At 64.1% G+C, this 17,462-nt stretch carries 17 protein-coding genes; 5 read left to right on the top strand and 12 right to left on the bottom strand.

Going from position 1 to position 17,462, the window contains the following annotated elements:
* The first annotated feature begins 210 nt into the window (after positions 1-210).
* On the top strand, positions 211-702 hold the full coding sequence (locus HBE63_RS00625) for a hypothetical protein (RefSeq protein ID WP_166902406.1): 492 nt from the start codon (positions 211-213) through the stop codon (positions 700-702).
* Between the two features lie 900 nt (positions 703-1,602).
* On the opposite strand, the gene HBE63_RS00620 is transcribed toward HBE63_RS00625, so the two are convergent.
* The 8 genes from HBE63_RS00620 to HBE63_RS00585 form a co-directional block, all read right to left on the bottom strand.
* On the bottom strand, positions 1,603-1,896 hold the full coding sequence (locus HBE63_RS00620) for a hypothetical protein (RefSeq protein WP_166902404.1): 294 nt from the start codon (positions 1,894-1,896) through the stop codon (positions 1,603-1,605).
* 515 nt (positions 1,897-2,411) lie between these two features.
* Complete coding sequence (locus HBE63_RS00615; protein WP_166902402.1) at positions 2,412-2,675, bottom strand: hypothetical protein; 264 nt, start codon at positions 2,673-2,675, stop codon at positions 2,412-2,414.
* Between the two features lie 206 nt (positions 2,676-2,881).
* Positions 2,882-3,349, bottom strand: coding sequence for a hypothetical protein (locus HBE63_RS00610; RefSeq protein WP_166902401.1), 468 nt, complete (start codon positions 3,347-3,349; stop codon positions 2,882-2,884).
* On the bottom strand, positions 3,339-3,854 hold the full coding sequence (locus HBE63_RS00605) for a hypothetical protein (protein ID WP_166902399.1): 516 nt from the start codon (positions 3,852-3,854) through the stop codon (positions 3,339-3,341). Before HBE63_RS00605 ends, HBE63_RS00610 begins: the two co-directional genes overlap by 11 nt.
* Before the next feature lie 56 nt (positions 3,855-3,910).
* Entirely contained in the window at positions 3,911-6,595 is a 2,685-nt protein-coding gene (locus tag HBE63_RS00600) for an ADP-ribosyltransferase (protein ID WP_166902397.1), read from the bottom strand.
* A 3-nt stretch (positions 6,596-6,598) separates the two neighbouring features.
* The gene (locus HBE63_RS00595) at positions 6,599-6,886 is read right to left on the bottom strand and encodes a WXG100 family type VII secretion target (RefSeq protein ID WP_166902395.1); all 288 of its coding nucleotides are present in this window, start codon (positions 6,884-6,886) and stop codon (positions 6,599-6,601) included.
* Between the two features lie 4 nt (positions 6,887-6,890).
* The gene (locus HBE63_RS00590) at positions 6,891-7,193 is read right to left on the bottom strand and encodes a WXG100 family type VII secretion target (RefSeq protein WP_166902393.1); all 303 of its coding nucleotides are present in this window, start codon (positions 7,191-7,193) and stop codon (positions 6,891-6,893) included.
* Between the two features lie 220 nt (positions 7,194-7,413).
* Positions 7,414-8,367: a hypothetical protein gene (locus tag HBE63_RS00585; protein WP_166902391.1), complete on the bottom strand. Its 954-nt coding sequence runs from the start codon at positions 8,365-8,367 to the stop codon at positions 7,414-7,416.
* Positions 8,368-8,474: 107 nt separating this feature from the next.
* Between HBE63_RS00585 and HBE63_RS00580 the strand changes: the two genes are divergently transcribed.
* Positions 8,475-10,058: a serine/threonine-protein kinase gene (locus HBE63_RS00580; protein ID WP_166902389.1), complete on the top strand. Its 1,584-nt coding sequence runs from the start codon at positions 8,475-8,477 to the stop codon at positions 10,056-10,058.
* Between the two features lie 317 nt (positions 10,059-10,375).
* Here the strand turns inward: HBE63_RS00580 and arr are convergent, their stop codons facing one another.
* Positions 10,376-10,816: an NAD(+)--rifampin ADP-ribosyltransferase gene (gene arr / locus HBE63_RS00575; protein WP_208301385.1), complete on the bottom strand. Its 441-nt coding sequence runs from the start codon at positions 10,814-10,816 to the stop codon at positions 10,376-10,378.
* 836 nt (positions 10,817-11,652) lie between these two features.
* On the opposite strand from arr, the gene HBE63_RS00570 reads away from it, so the two are divergent.
* From HBE63_RS00570 to HBE63_RS00560, 3 genes are read left to right on the top strand one after another with little or no spacing between them, the layout of a single operon-like run.
* Positions 11,653-12,702: an ABC transporter permease gene (locus HBE63_RS00570; protein WP_166902387.1), complete on the top strand. Its 1,050-nt coding sequence runs from the start codon at positions 11,653-11,655 to the stop codon at positions 12,700-12,702.
* A 1-nt stretch (position 12,703) separates the two neighbouring features.
* Positions 12,704-13,696 (top strand): ATP-binding cassette domain-containing protein, encoded by a 993-nt coding sequence (locus HBE63_RS00565; RefSeq protein WP_166902385.1) that lies wholly within the window; start codon positions 12,704-12,706, stop codon positions 13,694-13,696.
* Positions 13,693-14,526: an NYN domain-containing protein gene (locus HBE63_RS00560; RefSeq protein ID WP_166902384.1), complete on the top strand. Its 834-nt coding sequence runs from the start codon at positions 13,693-13,695 to the stop codon at positions 14,524-14,526. The genes HBE63_RS00565 and HBE63_RS00560 overlap by 4 nt, the downstream gene beginning before the upstream one ends.
* Here HBE63_RS00560 and HBE63_RS00555 read toward each other — a convergent pair.
* From HBE63_RS00555 to HBE63_RS00545, 3 genes are read right to left on the bottom strand one after another with little or no spacing between them, the layout of a single operon-like run.
* Positions 14,513-15,604 carry a galactokinase gene (locus HBE63_RS00555; RefSeq protein WP_166902382.1) on the bottom strand — a complete coding sequence of 364 codons (1,092 nt, stop codon included), beginning with the start codon at positions 15,602-15,604 and terminating at the stop codon, positions 14,513-14,515. The two genes, HBE63_RS00560 and HBE63_RS00555, sit on opposite strands and share 14 nt — an antisense overlap.
* A gap of 16 nt (positions 15,605-15,620) precedes the next feature.
* Positions 15,621-16,655, bottom strand: a complete 1,035-nt coding sequence (locus HBE63_RS00550; protein WP_166902380.1) for a patatin-like phospholipase family protein — start codon at positions 16,653-16,655, stop codon at positions 15,621-15,623.
* Between the two features lie 29 nt (positions 16,656-16,684).
* Positions 16,685-17,386 (bottom strand): TetR/AcrR family transcriptional regulator C-terminal domain-containing protein, encoded by a 702-nt coding sequence (locus HBE63_RS00545; RefSeq protein WP_166902378.1) that lies wholly within the window; start codon positions 17,384-17,386, stop codon positions 16,685-16,687.
* Between the last annotated feature and the right edge of the window lie 76 nt (positions 17,387-17,462).

Here is a 17,462-nt window from a genome sequence, read left to right as displayed (position 1 = left end):
GCGGGCCGCGATCCCTGGCGCGCCCACCGGTGAGCAGACCACTGCGCCCGGTCAGGTCGGTGCGGGCGTCGCGCTTGGCCCGGCTGATCGCGGCGCAGTCCGGACCGCCCCGACATCTGGCACATGCCAGGACGCCGATTGACGGCGCACCCTGCCGGCGTAGACAAGTATCTGGGGCCCACCTGCCCAATTTGGGCCTAGCGTGAGGACATGACAGAGCAATCGCCCATGGTCACCGTGGCCCACCCGCCGAAGGCGATGCTGCGCGTCGTCAATCCGGCCCTGCGGTTCATGCTTCGCACGCCACTCGCCGGCGCCGCGCGCAGGCAGTTCATGGTGCTGACCGTCCGCGGTCGAAAGACCGGCCGGCAGTATGCGATTCCGTTGAGCGCCCACCACATCGACCACACCCTCTATGCGCTGACCGACGCGGCATGGAAGCACAACTTCCGCGACGGCGCCACCGCCGAGGTCCTGCACGACGGGCAGACGACGACCATGCACGGCGAACTCATCACGGACCGCGCCACCGTCGCCGACCTGTTCCGGCGTTGCGCCGAGTCCTACGGCGTCAAACGTGCGCAACGGATGATGGGGTTGACGTTCCACGAACCACGCATCCCCACGCTGGAAGAGTTCACCGAAGCGGTCGACCGAGAACACCTCGCCGCTATCAAGCTGACCCCGGCCGGCCAGCCCTGACCGGAATCAGCTACTTGAGGGCGGGTTACTGCACGCGGCCAGCCGGGGCTGTTCGGAACGTACGACGTCCGCGAATTCAGGGTTCGCATCAATGCCGTACGCGGCCAATAGCTCTGCGGGGGTCCGGAGACTGGTTGCCGCCCCTGCTTCCGCCACGAAGCCGCCGACCTGATCCTCTCCTAACTCCACGATGGCGGCCGCGGCGCGACCCGTGAGCAGCTTCTGCAAAACGAGTGCGTCAGGCACGCCGAGTCTCTTCCACTTGGATGTCAGTCAGACTGCCGGGTGAGACGAGACCCGTCCATCCCATGTATTGGTCTCCGTCGAGGCCGAGTTCCCGAGCGACCGCTGGCGGACCAACGAATTCCACCCCAATCAGACCGTCAGGATATCGAGTCTGCAGCGCAACCACGTGTCCGGAAAGACTTCCACTCACGCGTACATGCACCACACCGTCCAATGCAGACCTTGGGACCTTCACCCACGATTCGTAGTATCCGCGCCCAATGGGTGCATCTCCGCTTGCGAAACCATCCGGAATATCGGTTCCGGGTGCGGCGTGCAATGCGACCCAATCGTCACCGCTGAACACGATCCGGAGCCGACGCCCGCGATACTCCGCTATGGCGGAAGTGATCGGAATGTCAATCATCAGTTCCCCTGCGGAATCCAGTGCCGTCCATCTAGCACCGCGACAAGACGTTCGGTGCCATCGTCGAGTACCTCCCACGTCTCAGCCCCGTCTCTCATCATGCGGATCCCCACGCTGGAGGAGTGCCGAGGCCGTCGACCGAGAGCACCCCGCCCCTATCGAGCTGATCCCGGCCAGCCAACCCAGACCAGGATCAGCCACTTGAGGCAAGCATCGAACTCGTCGCGGCGATGACGATGGCGGTCGAACTAACGCATCAAATATGTGAAGTAGTTGCCGATACATTCAAGGGATTCCCCCGACAGCTCAGGATGACGGTCACGCATCACTGCCTCAACGTAATCACCGGCGTCGCTGAGGCTCATCGAGTTCCAGTCAGGCTTGATGCCCATTGCTTCGTCCAAGATCAGTCGGACCCGATCCTTGGCCGCTCCGACCGCAACTGGGCCAAAATGTGAAGCGAACTCTTCGTCGTTTCTGCCGGGATAGTGTTTCAAATACAGAGTAATGGCTTCATTGATATCTATTTCATCACCAGCCATCTAACCACCTAGCTTTCCTTTGAAGATATAATTGCCGACTTACCTGTAGGAGGAGTGTCGGATCATCCACAAAGAGGTGCTCAGACCCTACGTGTCTCCTCGATTTGGATGTCTTTCAACTCATCCGGAAGTATCAGACCAGTCCATCCCATGTATTGGTCGCCGTTCAGGCCGAGCTCACGAGCTACGGCAGGAGGACCAACGAACTCGACACTGATCCGCCCGTCTGGCAACTGTTGCTGCAGAGATACGTTGTGTCCCTTCAGTGTTCCGTTGACACGCACTTGCACGACAGCATCCAGAGTCGATCTCGGCACCTTGACCCACGGTTCGTAGTGCCCTAACCCCGCGGGAGCTTCTCCCCAGTCGAACGCATCCGGGAACTCGACAGCAGATTCGACACGCAGCGCTACCCAGTCGTCACCACTGAACAAGATGCGAAGACGCCTTCCGCAGTACTCGGCTAGCGCACCAGTCACTGCCATGTCATCCACAACTTCCCCCGGAAGACCCGTCTAGACCGGCACACCGCGATCGGTTCCCGGTTTGAAAATGAGCAAGTCATCGTGCTCACTTCTGCGGCAGCTCTCAATAAAGTGCAATGCAGTGGCATGATCATTCAAAAATATCTGATACTGGTCGTCCGTTATCCAATAGCTTTCCACGAAGTCGACCATGCCGTTCGCTACCGGGATTGCAGCGTAGTGCCGCCCCGAATCCTTTTCAATTCCCAACCAATATCTGTTCTCTCGAGATAGAAAGGTGTTCTCGAATTTCATCACACTCCTCTCTCCGGCCAATCTATCTACTCGACCGAATCCATCGGACTGTTGCCACAAATCACCGAGGCAATCGACCGCGATCACCTCGCCGCGACCGACCCTGACGAGAACTGGGATCAGCTGCTTGGGGCGGGAGTCGAACTCATCGCGAGCGCGCTGCTGAGAAGCTTTCGCATGCGCTAGCCAGAAGCGCCGCTCTCTCTTTAGTTCGGAGGGCTACGGCGCAATGGAGTAAACCGCCCGGGGGACCGGACCGCTACGGGCTCACGCTGGAGAGCATCCTTAACCTGTTTCTCGACTATGCTTTTGAGCTCTGACAAATCGTCAGGGAGCCCAGGTGCCGTACCCGCCTCTGCGAGCAATACGACCTCGTTCTCCAGTCCAGCAACTACGACTGAACCAACTGGCAGTAACAACGTCGCGGGCAGTATCGCCACTTCCAGCTCCTCAGGATGCCGTGACAACGGACCGATAAACCGACCGGTGACTGTCACAATGGCGGCCACACGTTCTGCGGTGAAGTTCTCGGTGGCGATGCGGGGATCCCTCGACGTCGGCATGACGGTCGCCAGGGTGAACGCAGATGTCGCTGGCATCCCGGACATGCCGCGGTAGGTAATGCCCGGCGCTGCGGGCAGTTTCGCGAGCGTCTCTGCGATATCACCTGTCATGCTCAGCTTCTTTCGACCGAATTGCAGCCAAAGTTGCGTGCGCCGTGCGGCATACAAATTCCTCCCCGCGCACCTCTGCATGAACATTCCATTGCCAGCTGCCGACGTATACGCGATCCTCTAGGCGGATCCCAGGAAACCCAATTTGTATGAGCTCGTCATCTGGGCACGACTCAACCGGGGCTGAAAGCTCACCGAGCAACCCGACTGCAACTTCCGGCGAATTAACAATAGCGACAGGCAACGTTTCATCCTGGCGCCCAATTAGAAAAGCCGATGCTTTATCTGCACCTCGCGAATTACCATTCGCCGCAACCCAGATTGTTGCCACCCCCATGTCGATCACTATCGAATCATCGGTCGTCAGTATGGGGAAAGCTAGCTCGAATAGCCCAGTAGAGAAATCCAGAATCGAGTCGTGCGGGTAACTCCATAACGAATGCCGTGGTTCACACCCGCCAATCGACCACTTGCGCGCATAGGGCACCGACAGGCCCTCGCCCACGCGCATGCACCGATGTATTGCGTCAGCAACAGCGGCGGCACTAGTCAATGTCGTAGTCATCGAGGCATCTGCCTCAGGACTATTCGCAAGATGCCATCATCTCCCATTATTTTAGAGACCACCTCGAACTCCGCGCCCCGCGGAAAGAGTATTTCGGATTCTCCCATGTATCGCGACAATTGCCTGACATCGACTCCATCGTAGCCCTCTACCTTCAATAAGGTAGGCGTCTGATTTTCACCCGCACCTCTGGCGAATACCTCAGCGACATGCGAGTCCGTCGAGGTGCTCAGATACGCAGGATCGCTGAATAACTGCCCTTCCACGAACTGATCCAGCAACGAGTCTGGGGCACGCAATCCGCGCCATGTTTCCGAAATCGCGTCATCGGGATCGGCACGGTAAGGTGGTAGACCCGAAAGACCATCGTCTGTGTGGGTAATTCTCGCTTCCCACGCCGCCTTTTGCTCGTCCGTCATATTACCAATGGCGTCCACATCAAGAATATCCTGCTGATGGGTCTCCAATGGATCCATATTACGGAGGTACGGATTCATTCCGTCGTAGTTCTCGGTTGTATAGTCATACACTCCTTCAACGCCATCCTTGGTGAGTGAAGGATATGCATCCGATACCTCCTGCGCCCATTCTCCGAATCTAGCCGGATCGACCTCGCCATCGGGAAGCCGATACTCCTGGTTCACGCCGGTGAGGTCCGGTAAGTTATCGCCCGGCATACCATGATTCATGGGTGGATCATGCAATCCTGTGTGCGGAGGATTATTCACCTCATTTTTGGGTCCGTTCCCGTTCGGATCGTCTCCTGGATGGACTGATTCACCGTTGTTAGGCTCGCTGTGGCCAGGAACGTCACTTGGATGGTGGTCACCCAGTTGGGAATCCCCATGGTTTGAAGGGTGCGTTGCACCTTCCGGCAGTGCATCGGTCGACGCATGCCAGGGCGCTGGCGCATGTGAGCCATTTCCGTTGACTGCACCCGCCGCAGGCTCTCCGGGCCCGTGCCCGCTTATCGCCGGTTCGGCACCGGAACCGTGTGGCGTGGTTCCCTCGCTGTGCGGTGCACCCGCGTTTGCTTCACCGCCAGTTGGTGATGTCCCCTGCCCATGCGAGGTGGGCGCAGGATCCCCGCCCGGTCGTGCTGCGGCGTCGACAGGGGCCTTTCCCGCACCCGTGTTCCCCGCTGCTGCACCGTCATCGGCCGGCTTCGCCCCCGCTGCAGGTCCCGATTCCGCCCGCCGCGCCGCAGGTTCAGGAGCCTTGGGCGCATCGACGGGTCTGGCACCCAGCCCGTCGAGATCCTTGCCGATCTTGCCGGCCTGGTCGGCGATCTCCTTGCCACTGGTTTCACCGAGCGCCCTCAGGCTTCCGCGTGCTGTAGCACCCTCGGCGCGGGCTACTTGGGCGCTTTCCTCCCCTACCTTCCCGGCTGTGACGCCGGCCTTGGCTTCTCCCACCCCGGGGAGCAATACTTGCGCGATATTTCCGAGATTGTCGCCTAGCCCGACCAGCGGACGGTCGCTGGACCAATCCTTGGTATCTACAACAGCTTTGACAGTATCGATAAGATGATCGCCGGCCTTCTGATGCCCTTCCGGATCGAGGACCACATCGACCGGATTGAAGAACTCCGCCAAATTCTTGTCGATGTCCCAGATGCCCTTCGCGGTTTCCTCCGGGTGGGCGAGCATCGCCGGAACCGACTGCCCGACTTCAAGCCCCGACTTCACCACGCCCTCAGCGATTTGCGTGTGCACATTGACAGCACCAGCCAGCGCATTGCCAACGTCGTTGCCGAAGAACCGGGTGAACTCCTTGCGGTCCCACTCTTCGAATTTGCGGAGCAATCCATCCATACCGTCGATCAGCATCTGGAAGCCCGAGGCGCAGACGTCCAACTCACGGCTGAGGGTGTGCAGGACCTCCGAGATGTCGTGGCCGATCGCTCTGAGGTCATCCATCGGGTTGTGGCCGGAGAAGATCTTCCCGATCTCGCTGAGAATCCCGGACGCACTGAGCCGGTGCAGCAGATCGCGGATGGCGTCCTGCGAGCTTTGCACCTGGGCGGCAAACGAATCCAGCTTTTCAGCAGTCAAACTGCATTTGCCGGCCAGCTCATTGCTGCTACTGGTCAACGTGTTCAGCGCATCGGTGATATGCACCAATTCGGGAATGTCATGACCGGACACACTCGATACACAGTCACCGGCATCGCCCGATGCTGTCGATATCGCCGTACCAAGAGCACGCCACGCGTCCGCGACGGCTGCCATAGTGTCCGGATTGCCATTCGGCCAAGCCCCGCCGGTAAACGGCTGGACCAACGACCACAAGCTGGGTTCGGGGATTTCCGGCCCCGATTGGCCGGGAACCCCGGATGCCGTGTACTTGGTTGGTTCGGCTGGCACCGGAATCGATTCACGGCCGCCCCCGAGAGTGGACGCCGCATCGCTGATCGCGTAGTTGTGCGCGGACACCTCGACGCCGTAGCCGACATTGCGAAAAGCATTCACCGCCGACTCGGCTGCCGAGATCACCGACTGCCCACCCTTGCGGTAGTCGCTGAAGAATGACATGCCCGATCCGTCGGTGCCGCACATCAATCCAGATCCCGACAATGCCGATTCCAGCGCATTCAGCGCCGCTATCAGTGCATCCCCCTGCTCACCAACAGTTTTCCCGGATGCAGCCAACTGAGCCGGATCGACCTCGTACCCGCCCACCGACTAGCCCCAGTTACGCAAGTTCAATTGCGCTGCACTGTGATAGTTCTCGTGTGCGCCCTCGGCGACCAACCGCAAATCGGCCAGTGCCTGTCGCATCTCGGCCACGCCCTCGGTCCACTGCTGCTGGGCAGCGGCTTGCGCCTGCCCGCCCTCGCCGTCCCAGGACGTGCCCAGTTGATGCTCGACTGCCGCCAATTGCGCCAGCGTCTGCTCCATGTGCTGCTCGAATTGCGACATCCGGTCGGCAGCCGCCAACAACATCGCCGGATCTACCTTGAATGCGTCCATGCCGTCACATCCCCGATCCTGCGATGGCTGCCCCGCCGTCTCCATCCGTGCCCGTATACCGCGCGGCGGCTGAGCTCAACAAGTTCGACATGGCCGTCAGGCCCCGCAGCACCTTCGACGAGCCCTCATGCCACTCGCGCCACACTGCGTCGTATGCCGATGCCGCACCCCCGATCCAGCTCGACCCCAGCATCTGGGAGACCTCGCTATCCAGCACGCCGAGGCCGTCACGTAGCCGCTGTTCTGCAGTCCCGAATTCCGTCGATACCTGAAGCAACACCTCCGGTGTCACCCTCAGATCAGCCATTTCTCCCCCAAGATGCACAATTCTTCGAGAGCCATGCTGGCCCCGCCGCACTCACAGCAATCATCTCAGGCTCATCCTGGACGTAGCCTGTGGATTTGCTGGACGGCCGGTCCAACCGGTGCCTCTGGCCGTGCTCACTGAATCACCGAGGCGGTCGACCGCGAACACCTCGCCGCCATCAAGCTGACCCCGGCCGGCCAGCTCTGACCGGAATCAGCTGCTACTTGAGGCAGGTATCGAACTCATCGCGGATGCGCTGCTGCAGCGCCAATGCCTCGGGTACGAGCGGCTCACTCTTGGTGCGGTCGCCATTGACGTAGTCGCACTTGCCGATCTGGGCGCTGCCCGCCCAGCGTGGCTCGTTGTAGTGGGACTGATCGCCGGCCCAGACCCAGGTGAGGCTGGCGGGATGGTCCGGGCCGGCCTCGATCGCGTGGATGGTCCGCACGATGTCGTCGTAAGCCGTCGCCCGTGTCGGCACGCCGAACGTCAGGTGCTCGACCCGCCCGTCCCGGACGCTGATCCACCCAGGGTCGGCGGGCGCCGCCGCGGCCAGTTGCCGGTCGACGCGTTGCTTGTCGGCCGGTGACAACCGGGTGAAGATCTTCCAGTGCGCATCGCCGACCCGGTCGGCGGGGGCGACTTCGATATCGCTCGGTGGCCGGCCGGCGAAGATACGCAGAATCGCGTCAACCGCAGCGTCAGGCTCCTCGGCATCCCGGATCTCTAGCCGTGATGCGTCAGGCCCGGCACCACCGAACCACCGGATTTCCCCGGCCGGAACGTCGGCACGAAGACGGCGTACCAGACCGGTCACGTGCTCGACGTCGTCGGGCAGATCGGCGCTGCCGACGAGCGAGGTCTGTTTGGCCACAATGATCTTCATCCGCTGGTCGAACTTCGCGAAGTCCTCGCCGCGCAGCCCGTCGAGTTGCGCAGCCACCGCGCCGACCTGCTGATCGGTGGCCTGGTCCATCGAAACCTCGAGTTCGAACCGGGTGCCCTCGAGGATGCCGTTGTCATAGATCAGGTCGACCTCGGAGACCCCCGGCATCGCCGCGATGTGATTCCGGATGTCGCTGGCTTCCTCTTCACGGTCGGGCGCACCGGTGCAGCCGCTCACGCCAACCATCACCGCCACGAACAGCGCGCCGACGACGGGGGCGAATCGCATGCTCACGAGCCTACGGCCGACGCCGGGCCCAGCGGGGCGCCAATCACGACCGAACTTGTCGGCGTCCCGCGCTACGTTCGCCTGTTCGCCAGTCGAGGAGGCACAGGATGGTCGAGAACTACCCGCGCGTGGGCGCCCGGTTCGGCAAGTACGAGCTGACCGCGCTGCTCGGCCGTGGCGGCATGGGCGAGGTGTACGAGGCTGTCGACACCGACAAGGGCCGGGCCGTCGCGCTAAAGATCCTCCGCGCGGAGTTTGCGCACGACGAGCAGTTCCGGACCCGATTTCTCCGCGAGTCGCAGGCGGCGGCAGGTCTGGAGGAGCCTCACGTCGTGCCGATCCACGACTGGGGCGAGATCGACGGCAACCTCTACATCGACATGCGGCTGGTCCGCGGCGAGACCCTGCACGACCTCATCAACACCGGCCCGCTCGAGCCGCGCCGCGCGGTAGCCATCGTCGAGCAGATCGCCGCAGCCTTGGACGCCGCTCACACTCGCGGGCTGATCCACCGAGACGTCAAGCCGCAGAACATCATCGTCACCTCCGCGGACTTCGCCTACCTGCTGGACTTCGGTATTGCTCAGGCCCAAGGCGATTCGTCCCTCACCCAAGCCGACGTGCGGATCGGCTCGTTCAGCTACATGGCCCCGGAACGGTTCGGCGAGGCGCCGTGCACGCCCGCCGCCGACACCTACGCGCTGGCCTGCGTGCTCTACGAGGCGCTGACCGCCGACGCTCCCTTCCCCGCCCACAGCCACGAACACCTGATCGCCGCACACATCTCCAGCCCGCCACCGCGACCCAGTACCGCCCAGTCGGGAATCCCCACGTCCCTGGATACCGTCATCGCGCGCGGCATGGCCAAGGAGCCCGACGACCGCTACGGCAGCGCCGGCGCATTGGGCCGCGCCGCGCAACGCGCGCTGCACACCACGGACGAGCGGATCGCGGCCAGCGCCGAAACCATGATGGCGCCCTATGTTTCACCGCCCGCGCTCGGCGCACCACCGGTCGTCGCGCACTTCGCGTCCAGCACCGTCGATCCAGGCCCGCCGCCGCGGCAATCGATGGTGCCGCTGGCGGCGGTCGGGCTGGTGTGTGCGTTGCTGCTGGGCGCGGTGGGTCTGGTCATCGGTCTGCTGCTGTCGAAAAACTCTGGGCAGACTGATACTTCGACGCCAGCGCAGACATCGGCGCTCGCTCCGCCGCCGAGCGTGACCGTCGCCGGGCCGACCGTATACAAGACGGCGCCGGCCCCGACGACGCCTCCCGCTCCGTCGTACACCCCGACTGCGGCCCGCAACCCCGAAGCGTCGAGTTCCTCGCAGCTACGCCAGATCGCTCTGGGCGACCACACCGTCGTGAGTACCCAGGGATCCGACCGGTGGGTGCCGCAATTGAGTTCCAAGCGACCGGGAGTCGTCGACCAGGGCGTCGTCTGGGACAACGCGTTGACGTTGGAGGAGCACCTGCGACTGCGCCAGGAGTACGGCGCCAAACTGCTGTGGTCGGGTGACTGGTCGACGTTCGACGCACCGAACTTCTGGGTCACCATCGCGCCGATCACCTATCCCAATGCGAGCGGCGCCTTGGCCTGGTGCAGCGACCACGGCTTCGATCGGAATCACTGCTACGCCAAGCTCATCAGCACGACGCACGCCGTGTCCGGCAGCACGGCGTTCAACTGACCGCCGTCTCGTGATGCCGCTATGGACCGAGAGCCGAGAACGGCGATGTGGACCTTCTGGAGGTGACTGTCGCTCGCCGACATCTGGCGGGCATGGCACGACGCCCACCCGCAATTGCCGTAGCGCGATCAGCGATGCACGTTGGGCTTCCAGGTACCGGCGACGTGCTCAATGATCCGCCCAGCCATGCGCCCCGCCTCCGACTGTGCGCCCGTCGGCAGAGATGCGGCCACCGCGAGGAAATCGCACCGTCCCGGCCGCCGTCACATTGGTCTGACTGAGCGTGACACGCCTCGGCACCTAAGGCCCGTGAAGTATCAGTCGTAGATGACGTCCAGCCCGCGCCGCCGAAGGTCAGCCAAGGTGTCCCGCATGCCTTGAAGCTGCTCGGGTGAATGCCCCACCCAGTCGGTGATCTCACCGACGATTTTCACCGGCCCGCGGGTTCGGTAGGAGCGGGTCGGGTTTCCGGGAAGCTTCTTGTCGGTCACGTTCGGGTCGTCCTCCAGCGGACCTTCGGGTTCGACGATGTAGATGCGGCCCCGACCCTCGCCTACTGCCATCTCGGCTCCCCACACCGCGGCGTCCAACGTTCGGGTGACGTACACGTGGTTCATGATCCGTCCTGCCTCGTAATTCGACTCGCGCCCGGGCACCAGGCAATCCCCCACCGCCAGGTCGGCCTTGGTGCCGTGCAGGAGCGCACCCGACTCGTGCACTTCAAACGGTTTCGGCGTGCTCGTCACAACATCCCCCATCTCGTCACGGATCGAAAGATTGTGCAGCACGTCAGGGGCCTTGCCGCAAGCCCCACCTCCCGCCATATAGTGAGAGTGGGAACGAAGCCAAATTCCTTCGCGCCCAGCCGATCCGATTCAGCGGCATCCGCACAGTCGACGCTGCCCGCCCAGCGGGGCTCGTTGTGGCGGGCCTGATCGCCGTCCCAGGCCCGGGTGAGGCTGGCCGGATGGTCCGCACGATGTCCTCGTACGCCACCACCGACTCCGTTCTCCACCCCATCAAGCGCGGAGCCTTTCCGACGTCGAATATGCGCCGCCCACTGCTTCGGGCACCCAGCGGCGCGGTAGGCCTGCTGGGACTCCGGCGCGCCTGGGTCAGCGGTAGCGGCTTGTCGCGGGCGGGAAACATGTGCCGACTTGCCCGGCTGCGAGCGACTTTTCAGCGACAATCGCCTCATAAGTACCGTGAGCATCTGTGGTCACGTAGTCGATCAACACTTGCATCACGACAGGCATCAGCAGTCTCATGTGCATCAGATTTCGGGACGCCCGGTTATCAGCGAACCGTGTCGCTGATAACCGGGCACTGGACAGGTGAGACCGATGGGTCCAGCGGTACTGGATGGGCGAAAATGCTCAGCGACAAAGGGGCGTGCGAGGCAGGTGTTGTATCAGTGGCGGTTGTCGCTGAAAAGTCGCTCACAGGCGGGCACCGCGACCCTCCCTCCGAAAATCCGTGACCGGTGTGACTGCTGTGATCGGCAGGCCCCACACCCCACACACCAAATGCCCCAATAACCGCCACCCGCCACACCCATCTCGGTAACGTCGGCAGAGATGCGGCGGGCACTGACGTGTTGATGGCGGCGTTACGCGATCTGCAGTGGCGGCGACGGCGATTCCTGATCGCCGCCGTCGGCACCGGCTTGGTCTTCGCCATGACGTTGGTGTTGACGGGCCTGGCCCATGGTTTCCGCGTCGAGGCCGAACGCAGTGTCGACGCGTTGGGCCTGGACGCCTACATGATCAAGGCCGGGGCGGCGGGCCCATTCCTCGGTTCGGCACCGTTGCCCGTCACCGACGTCCAGCGTGCCGCGCGCCTGCCCGGCGTCACCACCGCCGTCCCGCTCGTCTACGGCTCGTCGACGATCCCCAACAACGGCACCCCACGCAACGTGAATGTGTTCGGCGTGCCCGATACGGGCCCGGGAGCACCGGCTCTGAAGGACGGCCGGGCCGCGCACGCCCCCGACGAGGTCGTGGTGTCGACGACGATGGACCAGCCGATCGGCTCCGATGTCCCGGTCGGGGCGGCGACGCTGCGCGTCGTCGGCCTCGTCGATGACCTCACCGCCCTGGCCGCCCAGGACAACATCTACCTGACGGTGCCCGGCGCCCAGCAGCTGCTGTTCTCGGGGCAGAAGCTGATCTCCTCGGTCGGCATCGTCGGCACCCCGGGACCGCCGCCACCGGAATTCCGCATCGTGGACCGGTCGGGCGCCATCGACGACATGGTCCGCGCACTGCGGGGCGCCAACCAGGCGATGAGTCTGATGGCCGGCCTGCTGTGGGCGGTCGCGGTGTTGATCGTCGGCTCGGTGATCTATCTGTCGGCGCTGGAACGCACCCGCGATTTCGCGGTGTTCAAGGCCGTCGGCGTGGCCAGCCGATCCATCATGGCCGGCCTGGCGATGCAGGCCGTGACGGTCGCGCTGCTGGCCGCGGTGCTGGGCGCGGGGCTGTCATTGCTGCTCGGACCGCTCTTCCCGATGCGCTGCGACGTGCCCACCGTGGCATTCGTCGCGCTGCCGATCGTCGCTGTCGTGGTCGGCCTGCTGGCCAGCGTGGCCGGGCTGCGCCGCGCCGTGAACGTCGACCCCGCACTGGCATTCCGAGGTCCCTGACATGGCCGACTTACTCGTCAAAGACCTCGTCGTGGAGTACTCCAGCGGCGGCTACGCGGTACGCCCGATCGACGGCCTCGATCTCGAGGTCCCCGCCGGATCGCTGTCAATCCTGTTGGGCCCCAGTGGTTGCGGGAAGACGACCCTCCTGTCGTGCCTGGGCGGGATCCTCAAACCGACCGCGGGCCGCATCGAGTTCGGCGACATCGACGTGACGACACTGGACAAGAAAGCGCTCTCGGATTACCGACGCGACACCGTCGGCATCGTGTTCCAGGCCTTCAACCTCGTGCCCAGCCTGACCGCGCTGGAAAACGTGATGGTGCCCCTGCGCGCCGCGGGCAGGACACGGCATGAGGCCCGCGAACGGGCCACCGAATTGCTCACGCGCGTCAACCTTGAGAGCCGATTGCATCATCGCCCCGGCGATCTCAGCGGCGGGCAGCAACAGCGCGTCGCGGTGGCCCGCGCCATCGCCCTCGATCCGCCGCTGATTCTGGCCGACGAGCCGACCGCACATCTGGATTTCATCCAGGTCGAGGAAGTGCTCCGGCTCATCCGTGAGCTCGCCAGCGGCGAGCACGTCGTCGTCGTCGCCACCCACGACACCCGCATCCTGCCGCTGGCCGACCACGTGGTGGAGCTCGTGCCGCACGTCGCCGTCGAGCATCAGAACACCGAGACCGTCACCATCGAGGCCGGCGAGGTGCTGTTCTCCCAGGGCGAGATGGGCGACCTGATCTACATCATCACCGAGGGTGAGATCGAACTGGCCCGCGAATTGGCCAGCGGCGGTGAGGAAGTCATCAAGGTCGTCGGCCCCGGCGACTACTTCGGAGAGATGGGTCCCTTGTTCAGCCTGCCCCGATCCGCCACCGCGCGAGCGAAAACCGACGCCACCGTCGTCGGCTACACTGTGCAGGCGTTCCGCGAACTGCTGGGCCCCACCGGCGCCCGCAACCTGATCGGGCAACCCGAATCCGAGGACTCATGACCGAACTCGACACCCGCGTCGCGGTCTACCTCGACTTCGACAACATCGTCATCTCCCGCTACGACCAGGTCAACGGCCGAAACTCATTTCAGAAAGACAAGGCCAAGGGCCTGGAACCCGACAAGCTCACCAAGGCCACCGTCGACCTCGGTGCCATCCTCGACTTCGCCTCGTCGTTCGGCACGCTGGTCCTCACCCGCGCCTACGCGGACTGGTCGGCCGACCTCAACGCCGGATACCGCGAGCAGCTCGTCGGTCGCGCCGTCGACCTGGTGCAGCTCTTCCCCACCGCCGCGTACAGCAAGAACGGCGCCGACATCCGCCTGGCCGTCGACACAGTCGAGGACATGTTCCGTCTGCCCGACCTCACCCACGTGGTGATCGTGGCCGGCGACTCCGACTACATCCCGCTCGCTCAGCGTTGTAAAAGGCTGGGCCGCTACGTTGTCGGCATCGGAGTGGCCGGCTCCTCGAGCCGAATGCTGGCCGCCGCGTGCGACGAGTTCGTTGTCTACGACGCGCTACCCGGCATCCCCACGATCACACCCGAGCCCGAACCCAGACAGCAGAGGCGTACCCGTAAGACGGAAGAACCCGACCCACAGGCTGAGGCGACAGCGCTGCTCACCCGCGCCCTTCAGATCGGCCTGGAGAAGGACGATGTCGAGTGGCTGCACAACTCCGCGGTCAAGAGGCAGATGAAACGAATGGACCCGTCGTTCAGCGAGAAATCGTTGGGCTTCAAGTCGTTCAGCGACTTTCTGCGGTCGCGGTCCGATGTGGTCGAGCTCGATGAGAGTTCGACGACGCGCATGGTCAAGCTGCGGTAACCGGCCCCGCGCCGTCACTAGCATGGGTTTCGGTGATGCCCGGCTCCGGATATCCGGCCTCGCACACCGCCCGGACCACCGCCTCGCCGACGGCGTTCACCCGCTCGTCCGGCACCAGCGCGATGACACAGCCGCCGAACCCGCCGCCGGTCATCCGCGCCCCGAGCGCACCGGCCTGCACGGCCGCCGCCACAATCAGATCGAGGTGCGGGGTGGTGATCTCGAAGTCGTCGCGCATCGAGGCATGCGATGCGGTCCACAGCGCGCCAGCCGCCGCGAAATCCGCAGATGCCAGCGCCGCAACACAATCGAGCACCCGCTGGTTCTCGGTCAGCACGTGTCGTGCGCGCCGGGCATCGATCGGATCTTTCACCGCCGTGAGCGCTGACGCGGTAGAAACCTCACGAAGCGAGGCCACCCCGAGATCGGCGGCAGCCCGCTCGCATGATGCCCGCCGGGCCGCATACTCGCCACCGGCATGCGCATGCCTGGCCCGTGAGTCGATCAACAGCAGCGCCACCCCGACCGCCTCGGGATCGAAACGCACCGACCGCACAGTGACGTCGCGGAAGTCGATCAACATCGCCTGCCCGCGCTCACCGAACAACGACGCCAGTTGATCGAGCAGTCCCGTTGGCGCGCCGACATACTCGTTCTCCGCCTGCTGAGCGATCCGGGCCTGCTCGACGCGATCGAGATCGGCACCCACGGCGGTGAGCAGCGCGCCGAGCACCGCGCATTCCAACGCCGCCGACGACGACAGTCCCGACCCGGCCTCAACCTCACTGGTGATCGCCATCGTCCCGCCCGGCACCGCGATCCCGGCATTCAGCAGCGCCCACACCACCCCGGCGACGTACGCCGCCCAGCCTGTCACCTCGCCCGGCACGGTGTCCAGACTGATCCGCACGGGCCCGCCACCCAACGCACTCGACACGGACAGCACACCTGACGAGTCCGGATCAAAGCTCACAAAGGTGCGCTGCGGCAAGGCAATCGGCAACGCAAAGCCCAAGTTGTAATCGGTGTGCTCGCCGATCAGGTTGATCCGGCCCGGGGCGGAGTATCTGATCGTCATGGTGTCGTCCCGGTCACTACGACAGATCCACCCGATGTGCCCGGCGGAAGCGATCCAGATACGCCGGCCAGTCCCAGGTGGACAGGAACTCCGCCGTCGCCGCGTAACCCTTGTCGTACAGGCACTCGGCCTCGTTGCGGGTGATGTCGAAGTCCAGCACACCGACGTCGGTCGAATCCACCTGGATCGCACGCACCTTCACCCACGGCAGACTCAGATGGGCCTGGTCGTGACCGACCAGCATGGTGGTGAGCAGGCTTTCCAGGAAGGTCGGCGCGCCGCAGCGCAGCATCCCCAATCCGGGGATGAGCTCCTCGGCCGACGGCGCGGGCAGATAGGGCACCACCGTCACCCCGAAGGTGGGCCAGCGCGGCTCGTCACCGTCGGGTCGGTCGAACGAGTCGATCGGGAAGTTCGACAACACCCCACCGTCCACCAACGTGCACGGCTGCCCGTCAGCGGTTTTCAGGGTGACCGGATGGAACAGGAACGGGATCGCCATCGAGGCCCGCACGGCGTCGGCGACGAGTTGCTCGTCGGGATCCAGGCCATAGACACGCCGGTAATCCCAGGGCAGGCGCACCAGTTGCCCGGTCGTCACATCGGTCACCGTGGCGACGAACCGGTAGCGCCGTTCAGGAAGCAGGTGATCATCGGTGATCGCCAGATCGCCAAAGGTCTTGACGCCCAGGTTCTTCAGCTCGCTGCAAATCCAGTCGTAGGCGAAATCGCCGCGATAGATACCGGTCTCGCGCAGCAGTCCCCACGCCGTACCCAGCACCGGGATGCGCTCGATGGGCCCGCTGTCGCGGAACTTGCGGTAGGGCACATTCAATGCCAGTTCGTGCAGCTGCGCATTGGTCAGCTCGTGGCGTTGCTCAGCCGCGGCCACCACGGCGCCGACCAGTGAACCGGCCGAGGTTCCGGAGATCCGTTCGATCGCGTACCCGGCCTCCTTGAGCGCGACGACGGCGCCCACCAGGCCGATGCCCTTGACCCCGCCGCCGGAAAGCACAAGATCGGCACGGTGCGGGGAGCGTTTCGCAGCCATGACCCCAGCTTGGCACGCCTACCTGGAGATCAGCCGGACGTTCGGGAACTCCTGCCGATGGTGGCCTCCAACCCGATGAACAACACGTCGAGCCCGCGGTCCAGTTCAGTTGCGCCGTCGTAGGACCCCAGCGCGGATGCCAGTGCGCGCACCTGCGGGAACTCGGTGACGGACAGCCGGTGCAGACCCAGCCGCAGCACATCGTCGGACTCCTCCGGCCGTTCGACGACCTCCTGCAACTCGGTGAGGATGTGCCCGTGCAGATAGCCGAACAACATCCGGTAGATGTGCAGGGCATCACGCCCGGAGAAGCCGGCGGTTGTCAGGAGCGCCAGCACGTCTTCCAGTGGCCGCAGCATCCCCGGCGGACGCTGCCCCAGCGGGGTGGCCAACGGGCGAGTCACCATCAGCGGCACGATGTTCGGGTGCGCCAAAGCCAGCCGGCGAAAGTCATGCGCCACCGTGCGTAGCTGGGTGGCCCAGTCTGGATCCGCGGTGTCCACGCGCAACTGGCCGATCACCATCTCGGTGACCCCGTCGAGCAACGCGGCCTTGTTGGGCACATGCCGGTAGAGGACCGCGGGGTCCCGGCCGACCTCCTCACTGAGGCGGCGCATCGACAGACCATCGACACCGTCACGATCCACCAGCCGCAGGGCGGACTGCAGGATCACCGATCGGTTGACCTGCCCGTCCGCACCACGCCGGGGGGCGGATACCTGTCTGACCATCGTGGCAAAACCTCCAAGTGACCGGCCTACGCCAGAACGCAGCACGGGCCCACAGTGTACGTCAACATTGTTGACA

It is taken from the genome of Mycobacterium sp. DL440 (genome assembly GCF_011745145.1).
Lineage (GTDB): Bacteria > Actinomycetota > Actinomycetes > Mycobacteriales > Mycobacteriaceae > Mycobacterium.
This window is presented reverse-complemented; position numbering and strand designations above follow the sequence as displayed.